This window comes from Chryseobacterium sp., from assembly GCF_022712095.1.
Classification (GTDB): Bacteria; Bacteroidota; Bacteroidia; order Flavobacteriales; family Weeksellaceae; genus Chryseobacterium.
Map to the genome: position 1 here is coordinate 1 of NZ_JALAHD010000172.1, position 11844 is coordinate 11844.

12 protein-coding genes are annotated in these 11844 nt (G+C 35.9%); all 12 read left to right on the forward strand.

The window, feature by feature from the left end; translation table 11 throughout:
- Positions 1-8: 8 nt before the first annotated feature.
- Positions 9-2753, forward strand: coding sequence for a TonB-dependent receptor plug domain-containing protein (locus Q0A18_RS08795; protein ID WP_292009781.1), 2745 nt, complete (start codon positions 9-11; stop codon positions 2751-2753).
- Between the two features lie 27 nt (positions 2754-2780).
- On the forward strand, positions 2781-4007 hold the full coding sequence (locus Q0A18_RS08800) for a DUF4876 domain-containing protein (protein WP_292009782.1): 1227 nt from the start codon (positions 2781-2783) through the stop codon (positions 4005-4007).
- 30 nt (positions 4008-4037) lie between these two features.
- Positions 4038-5555 (forward strand): DUF6850 family outer membrane beta-barrel protein, encoded by a 1518-nt coding sequence (locus Q0A18_RS08805; RefSeq protein WP_292009783.1) that lies wholly within the window; start codon positions 4038-4040, stop codon positions 5553-5555.
- A 3-nt stretch (positions 5556-5558) separates the two neighbouring features.
- Complete coding sequence (locus tag Q0A18_RS08810; RefSeq protein WP_292009784.1) at positions 5559-6707, forward strand: cytochrome c peroxidase; 1149 nt, start codon at positions 5559-5561, stop codon at positions 6705-6707.
- Between the two features lie 109 nt (positions 6708-6816).
- Positions 6817-7620, forward strand: coding sequence for a pyrroline-5-carboxylate reductase (gene proC / locus Q0A18_RS08815; RefSeq protein WP_292009785.1), 804 nt, complete (start codon positions 6817-6819; stop codon positions 7618-7620).
- A gap of 135 nt (positions 7621-7755) precedes the next feature.
- A complete protein-coding gene (locus Q0A18_RS08820) occupies positions 7756-8067 on the forward strand; it encodes a helix-turn-helix domain-containing protein (protein WP_292009786.1) in 312 nt (103 codons plus the stop codon).
- A gap of 85 nt (positions 8068-8152) precedes the next feature.
- On the forward strand, positions 8153-9790 hold the full coding sequence (gene lnt / locus Q0A18_RS08825; protein WP_292009787.1) for an apolipoprotein N-acyltransferase: 1638 nt from the start codon (positions 8153-8155) through the stop codon (positions 9788-9790).
- Positions 9791-9917: 127 nt separating this feature from the next.
- Positions 9918-10154, forward strand: coding sequence for a 50S ribosomal protein L28 (rpmB, locus tag Q0A18_RS08830; protein WP_292009788.1), 237 nt, complete (start codon positions 9918-9920; stop codon positions 10152-10154).
- Positions 10155-10164: 10 nt separating this feature from the next.
- Positions 10165-10347, forward strand: a complete 183-nt coding sequence (gene rpmG / locus Q0A18_RS08835) for a 50S ribosomal protein L33 (RefSeq protein WP_053327078.1) — start codon at positions 10165-10167, stop codon at positions 10345-10347.
- A gap of 21 nt (positions 10348-10368) precedes the next feature.
- Complete coding sequence (locus tag Q0A18_RS08840; protein WP_089853914.1) at positions 10369-10521, forward strand: DUF4295 domain-containing protein; 153 nt, start codon at positions 10369-10371, stop codon at positions 10519-10521.
- 107 nt (positions 10522-10628) lie between these two features.
- Positions 10629-11582: a signal recognition particle-docking protein FtsY gene (gene ftsY / locus Q0A18_RS08845; protein WP_292009789.1), complete on the forward strand. Its 954-nt coding sequence runs from the start codon at positions 10629-10631 to the stop codon at positions 11580-11582.
- 54 nt (positions 11583-11636) lie between these two features.
- The coding region (locus Q0A18_RS08850; protein WP_292009790.1) for a GlsB/YeaQ/YmgE family stress response membrane protein at positions 11637-11844 on the forward strand (208 nt) is incomplete at its 3' end.

Here is an 11844-nt window from a genome sequence, read left to right on the forward strand (position 1 = left end):
ATAAAAAGATGATTCGATTTTTATCTTTTGTTTTCTTTTTCCTTTTCAGCACTCAGCTTATTTATGCTCAAGATGAAAGAATACAATTAAATATTACCGTTCACAATGAAAATAATGTTGGCCTAAAGGGTGCTTCCGTTATAGTAGACGGGTCAGATCCTTCCATTACCAACAGCAATGGAGTGACAAGTTTTTCTGTAACAAAAGGTAAACATTCTATTAAAATCATTCATTCTCAATATCAGGAGAAGGAACTTCATATTAATCTATCTTCCAGCAGGAATATATCTCTTCAGCTTCAATCTGAAAACAAACTCGAAGAAGTTGTCATAACAGCAAGGGAAGGCAAAGGATTAACAAGTAAATCAATCATTAACAAGCAGGCTATGGAGCATCTACAGCCTTCAAGCTTCACAGATCTACTGGAACTCCTTCCCGGGGGATTAGCTAGGGATCCATCTTTAACTTCTGTTAATAAGCCTCTTATTCGCGAAAACACAGACGGTCCGTCCGGCTATAATACATCTTCTCTCGGAATTCAGTTTATGATCGATGACAATATCTGGAATTCTAATGCAGATATGCAGGTTTCTTCCGATACTTCTCATATGCTTTCTGCAGATAACGCAAGAAACACCACCACTACCGGAGTAGATATGAGAACTTTATCTACTAATGACATTGAAAAAGTGGAAGTAATCCGTGGAATCCCTTCAGCTGCTTATGGCGACCTTACTTCAGGCTTAATCAAAATAGAACGTAAGGTAGGAAATACCCCACTACAGGCAAGATTCAAAGCAGACGGCTTCAGTAAACAATATTATGTAAGTAAAGGATTTCAACTGACGAAAGACTGGCAGCTTACTGCCAGTGCAGATTTACTGGATGCTAAAATAGATCCGCGTAATGAATTTGAGAATTATCAAAGAATAACGGCCTCCATACGTTCCAAGAAGAAATCGACGCTTTGGTCCCGTCCTTTGGAATGGAGATCCAATCTTGATTTATCCAACAACGTAGATAAGAAAAAATATGATCCGGATACTGGCTATCCTACTATTGATAAGTACAACTCCACCAATACCAGAATCAGCCTAACCAATAATTTCATTTATCTTTTAGATGACAAAGCTTTCTTTAATAAAATAACCCTTAATACTGCTATCAGACAAGGGTTTGATAAAATAGATCAGATAAAACTTGTCCAACAGTCAGGGCCACGTTCTATTTCATTAGCTACAGAGCAAGGAGAAAATGTAGGGATTTTCCCGGCCCTTCGTTATGTTTCCAATTTCACCACAGATGGTAAACCATTAGACATTACAGGCCTTTTCCAAATCAATGGAAACAGAAAAACAGGTCCTTTAAGCCATGCCTATGAAGCAGGGATCGACTGGCGCTACTCTAAGAACAACGGCAAAGGACAACAGTATGACTTACAAACTCCTCCTACTGCAACAATGACTACAAGACCGAGAGCCTATGATGATATCCCTGCATCTCAACTTCTTTCAGCATTTTTGGGAGACCAAATCAGTTATACAGCCAATGAACATAAGTTCACGCTATACGCAGGATTAAGATTTTCTAAACAAATGGGAGTGGATAAATCTTATTCCATCAGCAAGCAGGTTTTTACCGAACCAAGGATTAATTTTCAATATAGTCTTCCTCAGCTGATGATTAACAACTGTCCGTTAAAGACCGATATTACTTTAGGATATGGTATCTTTTATAAGCAGCCTACTTTAATGATGATGTACCCAAATAAAAAATATTGGGACTATACTCAGCTAAATTATTATCACAATGATGAACAGTACCGTTATGTTAACTTTATGACGTATGTGCAGTCACTGGAAAACAAAAATATTACAGCAGCTAAAAATGTAAAAACTGAAGCAAGGTTAGATGTAAGCTATAGAAATCACAATTTCTTCATTTCTTATTTTAAAGAAGATATGAAAAACGGTTTCAGAAGCACTGCATATTATGTGACTCATTCTTACAAACAATACGATGCAAGCCAGGTTGATCTTTCTCAATGGAACAATGGTCCTGACCTTACCAATCTGTCTTATACACTGATGAAAAACTTCGGTTCTTACACCATAACAGAGAATGGAAGCGCCACGTTAAAAAACGGAATAGAATTCGGTTATAGCTCACCAAGAATCAAATCTATCAATACAAGATTCACACTTACCGGAGCTTGGTTCAGAACCCAATACAGAAATACTATTCCGGTTCAGGAGAAACCAAGTGTTTCTATAGGGACTGACCCATTTCCTTATGTAGGAATTTATCAGAGTGATTATGGTTACATTAATTCCAATTTAAATTATAACCTTTTCATTGACACCTATCTGCCTAATCTAGATCTTACAATCTCGGCATCACTACAGGGAACTTTATTTGATCACAGAAAAAGAGATCACAGAATAGCAGAACCTACATCCTATTTTGATATGGATGGAAATGTATACACATTTACTGAAGCGGATAAAGATGATATATATAAGCAATGGCTGGTAAGAAATGTATCCGTTACAGACAACCTTGCCACCAAGTATACTTTTAATATCAATGGAAATTTAAAAATTACCAAAAGTATTTACAAATCATTGTGTACTTCCATGTTTGTAAACAGACTCTTCAACTATTACAGCCCTTATTACAATAATGGAATTAAAGTTCAAAGGAAAGGAGAATATGCTCCCTACTTCGGAATGGAACTGAATTACAATTTTTAAGATAACAAATTAAATATATAAAAAGACATGAAAAAAAGAGTTTTACTATTAAGTTTGGCAGCAATGATGGCTACATTTACTGTAACCTCATGCTCCAGTGACGATGATTTTGGTGTGGAAGCTGCTCAAAGCGGAGTTCTTACTTTATCTTTCTCAGGGAACAATATCATGAATTACAAATCTTTAGAAATAGAAATTCAGGAAATTAATACAGGAGCAATTGTTAAGCAAACCATAGAAAATACAAACTCTTATTCTTTCAATTTAGCTTATGGTTCTTATAAAATCATTGTTAATGGTACAGTAATAACCACAGATAATGAAGAAATAGCTGTGGGAGCTCAGGCACAAACAGATATCACAACAGCAGCCACCAATTTAAACATTCCTTTATTTGTAAAAGAATTCTACGATGATTTCATTTTTGAAGAAGTATTCTTTACCGGAATTAAAACAGCAGATGGAAAAGTTTACAATTCAGGACGTTATTTTAAATTAACCAACAATACTGACAAAATATTATATGCTGATAAACTGATCATAGGACAGTCTGAATTCCTTACTACTGATGATAAAAACCCTACTCCTTATAACGTTAATCAGTCATTTGCTGTAAAAGGAGTAATGGTACTACCTGGTAACGGCACAGATTATCCGGTACAGCCTGGTGACTTTATTGTAATTGCTGATAATGCAATTAACCACAAACAAAACACCAGCAATGCTTATGACCTGCATAATGCAGATTTCGAATTCCCGTCTACTAACCCTAGTTTAGGACAGGTAGATAATCCGGATGTACCGAATGTTGATGTAATCTACACTCAGATGACCTATAACATGTTCTTCTTACATAACAGAGGGTTTGAAAGTTATGTTATCGCACGTTTCCCGGCAGGAGAGACATCAACAACATTCTTAACCAATCATAAATACAATTATCAATATACCAACAGCGCAGGAAATATCACTTCTAAAAGTGCTTATGAAATCCCTAACTCATGGATCATAGATGCGGTAAACAACAGTGTGGCTGCTAAATTTGTACATACACTAACTTCTGCAGGTTTAGATGCTGGATGGACTGCATGCGGAACTATCGACAGTGATGATACCCGTTTCGGTAAATCAGTAAGACGTAAAGTTTTAGGACAAATGGAAAATGGTAAAAATATTTATATGGATACCAATAATTCTACCAACGACTTTGTAAAGGATTCACAGCCAAGTTTTATCAATGGCATTGTACACTAAAATCTCTTTTAAGGAACTTTATACTCCGTTATGTCTAAATTAAAGAATTCTTTCTGCCTATTACTGATAACTTTCCTGGGAACAGCTTCGGCTCAGGCTCAGGACAGTATTAAGTTATTCAATAAGATTAACGATCAATACAGTACTGAAAGAGATTTTAAAAATAATTTCTATTATAATCCGGCTGCTATGTCGGATTATAGTTCTTCTTCATTTTCAGAGTTCAGCATTAATTATCATGATGACAAACAAAAAGTATATCGTGAACAATTAGGTGCCGGAGAAAAAGGATTAAAAATAAGTGCTCAATCCTTCCAAAAGCTAAGTCCTAACCGAGCAGTTTGGGGAAGTGCAAGCTATGAAAATTTAAAAACACGTTCTATAAAATGGAATGAAAATCTGGATTTCGACCGTATTGCACCCTATGTAGTTGCTGATTCTATTGGCGGAAACTCCAATCTGGAACGCTATAAGTTTTCAGGAGGATATGCACAGACAATGAATCGCTGGACACTCGGAATTGAAGCCGGTTATTTAGCTCAGCTAGGATACAGATCGAAGGATCCCAGAAATAAGAATACTACTTCTGACCTATCTGTAAATACCGGAGTTAATTATAAAGTTTACAAAGAATATGAAGTAGGCATTTTCGCAGAAATCAACAAATATACCCAAAACAGTTCTCTTACTTTTGTAAGCGAACTGGGACAGCCGTTTGTTTACCAAATGGTAGGTTTTGGATACTCCAATTACTTTTTTAACGGAGGTGCTCCCAATGTTGTTTATGAAGAATTAGGATATAAAGTAGGAGCCCAGATCTCCAATAAACAAGGAAAAGATTTCTATATACGTGCCCTGGGAGGCAAATCCAATAATGTAAAAAGCATAAGTTCATCCATTTACTTGGACACATCGGATCTGGAAAATAAAATGGGTACAATCGAAGGTGCCAAGTTTTTCAATATCCAGAACCATCGATTAGGAATTTTAGCCAGCTATTCAGGATCCATAAAAACAGGATCTGAATATGGATATTCATCCAATACCCAGATTACGCAGCAGATTTTTAAAAGAAAGGCATACCGCAAAGAAGACTATATTTCCTCTATTAAAGGATTCTATCAATATAATCAGGAAAACTTTTCTGTTACAGCAATTCCATTCTTTAGTTATCAGGAAATTAAGGAAAGAAGGCTTTATCCTTCCACCGGTCAAAAATTCGAATATACCTGTATAGGTATTAATCTGGATTACCGACAGCAAATAAAGGAAAACCAGGTTATCAGTTTGCAACCTTATTTATCCAAAAGAATCGTCAATAAATCCATCAACGCCTTACATTCAGATACACCCCCTGCTATAACTACATGGATCATGCAGGATTATCTGTTTCAAAGCAGCGATATTACAACCGTAGGAGGTTCTTTACGTTATGACATTAAATTAGAGAAACTGCCAGCTTTCTTTGTAAGTGCACAATGGCAGTCACAGAAAATTCAGAAAAAAAATAATAACTTTATCGGCGCAAGTCTGGGAATAACATTTTAGATCATGAAAAGAGGTATTTTAGGGATATTTATTTTAACGTTCTTTTTTTTATTCAGCTTTACAACAAAGGTTAATCGGGAATTATCGGAGATTCAGGATCCAACTATAAAAGACATTGTAAACAGCTATAAGAAAGCAATCACAGAGTGGCCAAAACCAGATATTGATTATGGTGTGGAATGGAAAGAATTTTCCCCTATTAAAAGTGACAGCAATTTTTTTGCTGACCAGGACCGCCCCAATGTCATTCTGGGTAAAATGCTTTTCTTTGATCCTAAATTATCCAAATCCAGCCAGGTTTCATGCAGCACCTGCCATGATCCGGAAATGGGATGGTCAGACCGCAGACGCGTAGCATTAGGTAACGATCATCTTTTGGGGGAAAGAAACTCCATTTCTTTATATAATATTGCCCAACGACAATCATTCTTTTGGGATGGCAGGGCAAAAACTCTGGAAGAACAGGCTTCAGGTCCTTTGGGAGCACATAACGAAATGGCAATGGACGTAAACACCTTACCTCAAAAAATCAGTCAGATTAAGTCATATAAAGAGCTTTTCCAAAATGCTTATGGTGATGATAAAATTACTTATGACAGAATCGTAAAAGCTATTGCTGATTTTCAGAGAACTATTAAAAGCCAGCGAAGCCGTTTCGATAAATTTTTAGAAGGAAAATACAACGCTTTGTCTGATGAAGAAATATACGGAATGCATATTTTCAGAACAAAGGCCCGCTGTATGAACTGCCACAACGGACAGTATCTAACTGATGAATCTTTTCATAATATAGGGCTTACTTATTACAAAAGAAAATATGAAGATCTTGGTCTTTATAATACCACTAAAAAAGCAGAAGACGTAGGCAAATTCAAAACACCTCAATTAAGAGATTTAATGTTGACCCAACCATGGATGCATAACGGTCTGTTTAATGATCTGGAAGGGATTGTGAATATGTACAACAGTGGAATGCACATGATTGATCCAAGCCCTGAAAAAAAACAAGCGGATCCTCTTTATCCGGTTACCGACCCATTATTAAAACCTTTAAATCTTAACAAAGAAGAAACCAAAGCTCTCGTTGCCTTTTTAGAATCCCTGTCCGGAACTAAATACAAAATGAGGAGACCTGAGTTCCCTGTAGAATAATTCTAAAATATATTTAAATTTATTTGCACTGATACTCAGTGTATTAAAAAAATAACCTATTTTAGCTATTAACGAATATTAGATCGTTTTAATTTTAAAACACAATAATATGAAAATAGCCATTATAGGAGCCGGAAATATGGGTTTATCCTTTTCAAAGTCTTTTTTGAAATATGATCTTATAAAACCAGAGAATTTACATCTCATCACCAGAAATTCTGACAAATTACCCCGGATTTCAGAAGCTTTTCCATCTTCTCAAATCTCATTATTTAAAGATGTCAGAGAATTAGATGCTGATCTTATTATCCTTGCTGTAAAGCCTCAGGATTTCCAATTGGTTGCCGATAGTTTTCAGTTTTCCCTCCAGGAAGGACAAATGATACTTTCCATTATGGCAGGAATTACCATTGAAAAAATCCAAAAGGCACTCCATCATCAGCTTGTGGTAAGAGCTATGCCGAACTCTCCTACCCTTTTGGGAATGGGGATTACTGGGTATACTTCTGCAGAAGGAATTCCTTTCGGGAAACTTATTATTATCGAAAGACTACTAAACAGTACAGGCAGATCTGTTTATCTTGAAAATGAAGAACTTCTGGATGGAGTTACAGCATTATCAGGAAGCGGTCCCGCTTATTTCTATTATATTGTGGATGCTATGATTCAGGCCGGAATAGAAATGGGAATTGAAGAAAATCTTTCCAAGCTTTTTGTAAAACAGACCATGCTTGGAGCCTATCACCTTATTAATAATTCAGAGAAGAATCTGGGAGAATTAATCCAGGATGTTGCATCAAAAGGAGGAACAACAGAAGCTGCATTAAAAACATTTGAAGAAAATAAATTTAAAGAAATCCTGAAAAAGGGAATTTTAAACGCTGAAAAACGCGCTCAGGAACTGAATGGTTAATCTAAAGCTACAATTAATTTAAAATCAATCACAGCATATAAAATCAACAATTTATAAGTCTCAATATCGTGATTTTTAAGATTCTAATCACTATTTTTGTGGCTGTAATCATAAGCAATAAACTAATCAATAATCATGAAACCTAGAAGAAAGGGAAATGCTGGTATGCCTCATGCTGTACCGCATTTCTTTAACACCGTTGGGGGAAAATGGAAAATGTCCATTCTCTACTTTATCAGTAAAGATATCAACCACTTTAACATCTTGCTGAAAACAATACCTTCAATCAACAGGCAAGTGCTGCTCACTCAGCTGAAAGAACTGGAACAGGATCAAATCATCAAAAAGACAATCCTTCCACAAACACCTGAAAAAGTTTTTTTTCAGCTTACTGAACAAGGAAAAGATCTATTACCCATTATCATGATGATGCAACACTGGGATTAAAAAGAGAAGACTCAAAATCATATAATTACACTTTGATTTTGAGTTTCTTTTTACAAGTCATATTTTTGTTCTTTATTTGATTTCAATGAAATACATTTTACTCACCCTCATCTCCGCGATGTTACTATCTGTATCATGGCCTACTTATGGTGTACCGTTCTTTATATTTTTTGCTCTGGTTCCTCTTTTAATGATGGAGCATGATATTTCTAAATTTTCAGCAATCAAAAGAAAAGGATGGGCAGTTTTCGGGCTTTCCTACATTTGTTTTGTCATATGGAATATAGTAACTACCGGTTGGTTATATGGGTCCAAAAATCCTGATGGAAGTCATTCCCTTATGGCAGTATTATTTCCTGTTTTAATCAATTCTTTGCTGTATTCCCTAGTATTCCAGTTATACCATTGGTATAAGAATGCACAGGGCACTTATTGGGGGTTTGCTTTTTTTATTGCCATCTGGATGAGCTTTGAAAAATTTCATATGACCTGGGAACTGACATGGCCCTGGCTGAACCTTGGGAATGTATTTTCAGAATATCCAAAACTGATTCAGTGGTATGACACATTGGGAGCAACGGGAGGAAGTTTCTGGATTTTAGTTGTTAATGTGTTTATATTCTACTCATTAAGAGTCTGGGAAGCAGGACGAAAAAGAAAAGAATTGATCAAAAATGTTTCCATCATTGCAGGGTTAATTATTTTACCCATGGTTATTTCTATTTTTAAATATAATAACTTCAATGAAAAACCTATTGGACAAGTCAATGTATTGATGTTGCAGCCAGACCTTGATCCTTATGCCGAAAAATACTCCAAAGACAGTCTTACCATTGAAAATGATCTGCTAACTCTCGCTGAACAAAATTCAAAAGGGAAGATAGATTATTATATAGCTCCCGAAACAGCGATTCCCGGAAGAGGTTCGCTCTCTGAAACCGGTTTTGAAAAAAGTTTTCTGTTAAATAATATCAAAGATTTTCTTTCAAAACATCCCGGCTCTGTTTTTAATACCGGAGTTTCTTCTCATAGATATTATTTTAGTGATACTAATTTACCAAAAGAAGCCTATCAGATTAACCAGGGAGTTTGGGTCGAAAGTTTTAACACCGCTATCCAGCTCATTCCCAATCAAAAAGTAGAGGTTTATCACAAAGGAAAATTAGTCCCCGGAGTTGAAATATTCCCATACATGAGTGTTTTAAAGCCTTTATTAGGCGATGCAATGCTCAATCTTGGAGGAACTGTTGCTTCCTTGGGAACAGACGACGAAAGAGTCGCTTTCTCCAATCCGTACAATAAAGGTAAAATTGCTCCTATCATATGCTATGAAAGTATTTATGGAGAATTCGTAACAGATTATGTAAAAAAAGGAGCCAACTTTCTGGGAATTATGACTAATGACTCATGGTGGGGAGTAACGGAAGGCCATAAACAATTATTATCCTACGCAAGACTGAGAGCCATAGAAACCAGAAGAGAAATTGCACGTTCGGCCAATAGCGGAATCTCAGCACATATCAATGCCAAAGGAGAAATTGAAGCCGATACCTTGTATGGTGATCAGACTGCTTTATTCGCTAAAGTAAATCTGTATGACCAACAGACATTCTATACAAGAGCCGGAGACCTCCTTTCAAGAATATCTATTTTTGCATTAGGCTTTCTTGTTTTCTATTTTCTGATAAAATATGTGCAGGGAAAAATAGCAAAACAGAAGTAAAATGAGAAATGAGAGAAGAAAAATAATCCAATTAATTGGAAAATAATTTAGTAAAACATTTGTCTATCTAAAAAATTCTTCGTTATTTTGCACTCTCAAATATTATACAAATAAAGAACATCGAGATATGTCAAGAATTTGCCAAATAACAGGAAAGCGTGCAATGGTTGGTAACAACGTTTCTCACGCTAATAACAAAACGAAGCGTCGTTTTGAAATTAACTTATTGGAGAAGAAGTTTTACCTTCCGGAGCAAGATAAGCATGTAACGTTAAAAGTTTCTGCTCATGGATTGAGAGTAATTAACAAGATTGGAATTGAAGAGGCTATTGAAAGAGCAACAAGAAACGGATTTATTAAATAATTAAGAAATCATGGCAAAAAAAGGAAACAGAGTTCAAGTAATTCTTGAATGTACAGAGCATAAAGAAAGCGGAATGCCGGGAATGTCAAGATACATTTCTACAAAAAATAAAAAGAACACTACAGAAAGATTGGAGTTGAAAAAATACAATCCTGTTCTTAAAAAATATACCGTTCATAAAGAAATCAAGTAATTTATAAAAATATAATTTACCATGGCAAAAAAAGTAGTAGCAACCCTACAAAGTGGTCAGTCAAAAAAAATGACTAAAGTTGTGAAAATGGTGAAGTCATCTAAATCAGGTGCTTACGTTTTCGAAGAAAAAGTAATGAATGCAGACGAGGTGGAAGGTTATTTAAAAAAATAATCCTCACTTTCTTTACAATATAAAAACTACTCAGCTTTTGGGTAGTTTTTTTGTTATCTTTGCTCACTGGCACAAACAAACATCTTATATAAAATCAAAATTCTGATATGAGTTGGTTTAAAAATATTTTCAAGAAAGAAGAAAAAGAAACTTTAGACAAAGGACTAGAAAAATCCAGTCAAGGTTTTTTTGAAAAAATGACTAAAGCTGTAGTCGGCAAAAGCAAAGTAGACGATGAAGTACTGGACGATCTGGAAGAAGTACTTATTGCTTCCGATGTGGGCGCATCTACCACCATCAAAATCATAGAAAGAATTGAAGATCGTGTAGCCCGGGATAAATATATAAATGTAAGTGAGCTGGACGGAATTCTCCGCGAAGAAATCTCAGGTTTATTATTGGAGAATCCACATGCCGGAACCGGAAATATTGATACTACAAAAAAACCTTATGTAATCATGGTAGTAGGCGTCAATGGGGTAGGTAAAACCACCACTATCGGAAAACTGGCTCATCAGTTCAAATCAGAAGGAAAAAAAGTAGTATTAGGTGCTGCCGATACCTTTAGAGCCGCTGCAGTAGATCAGCTTACGATCTGGAGTGAGAGAGTGGGTGTTCCCATTGTAAAACAAAATATGGGCTCCGATCCGGCATCCGTTGCTTTTGATACGGTACAGAGTGCCGTAGCACAGGAAGCTGATATAGTAATCATTGATACAGCAGGAAGACTTCATAATAAAGTTAATTTAATGAATGAGCTTTCGAAAATTAAAAGAGTAATGCAAAAGGTCATTCCTGATGCTCCACATGAAATTTTATTGGTATTAGACGGCTCTACAGGCCAGAATGCTTTCGAGCAGGCAAAACAGTTTACAGCAGCCACTGAAGTGAATGCGTTAGCTGTGACAAAGCTTGACGGAACAGCGAAAGGAGGAGTGGTCATCGGAATCTCAGATCAGTTCCAAATTCCGGTTAAATATATTGGCGTCGGTGAGAAAATGCAGGATTTACAACTTTTTAATGGTACAGAATTTGTTGACTCATTCTTCAAGAAAAGATGATTTCTGTCATCTCTTCCCATAATATCACTAAATACTAACATTAAAATTTTAACTATGGGGATTATTACTTGGATCATATTTGGTCTTATCGCGGGAGCAATCGCAAAAATGATTATGCCGGGAACTCAAGGTGGAGGCTGGCTAATGACAATCATTTTAGGAATCGTTGGAGCCTTTGTGGGTGGATTCATCGGAAGTGCTATCGGATGGGGAACAGTAGAAAGTTTTGATTTCAGAAGTATGCTACTAGCAGTAGGAGGAG

What these genes read in the sequence shown, in the direction of transcription:
- Q0A18_RS08795 (WP_292009781.1), top strand. Translation starts at nt 9, where the DNA reads ATGATTCGATTTTTATCTTTTGTTTTCTTTTTCCTTTTCAGCACTCAG.
- Q0A18_RS08800 (WP_292009782.1), top strand. Translation starts at nt 2,781, where the DNA reads ATGAAAAAAAGAGTTTTACTATTAAGTTTGGCAGCAATGATGGCTACA.
- Q0A18_RS08805 (WP_292009783.1), top strand. Translation starts at nt 4,038, where the DNA reads ATGTCTAAATTAAAGAATTCTTTCTGCCTATTACTGATAACTTTCCTG.
- Q0A18_RS08810 (WP_292009784.1), top strand. Translation starts at nt 5,559, where the DNA reads ATGAAAAGAGGTATTTTAGGGATATTTATTTTAACGTTCTTTTTTTTA.
- proC (WP_292009785.1), top strand. Translation starts at nt 6,817, where the DNA reads ATGAAAATAGCCATTATAGGAGCCGGAAATATGGGTTTATCCTTTTCA.
- Q0A18_RS08820 (WP_292009786.1), top strand. Translation starts at nt 7,756, where the DNA reads ATGAAACCTAGAAGAAAGGGAAATGCTGGTATGCCTCATGCTGTACCG.
- lnt (WP_292009787.1), top strand. Translation starts at nt 8,153, where the DNA reads ATGAAATACATTTTACTCACCCTCATCTCCGCGATGTTACTATCTGTA.
- rpmB (WP_292009788.1), top strand. Translation starts at nt 9,918, where the DNA reads ATGTCAAGAATTTGCCAAATAACAGGAAAGCGTGCAATGGTTGGTAAC.
- rpmG (WP_053327078.1), top strand. Translation starts at nt 10,165, where the DNA reads ATGGCAAAAAAAGGAAACAGAGTTCAAGTAATTCTTGAATGTACAGAG.
- Q0A18_RS08840 (WP_089853914.1), top strand. Translation starts at nt 10,369, where the DNA reads ATGGCAAAAAAAGTAGTAGCAACCCTACAAAGTGGTCAGTCAAAAAAA.
- ftsY (WP_292009789.1), top strand. Translation starts at nt 10,629, where the DNA reads ATGAGTTGGTTTAAAAATATTTTCAAGAAAGAAGAAAAAGAAACTTTA.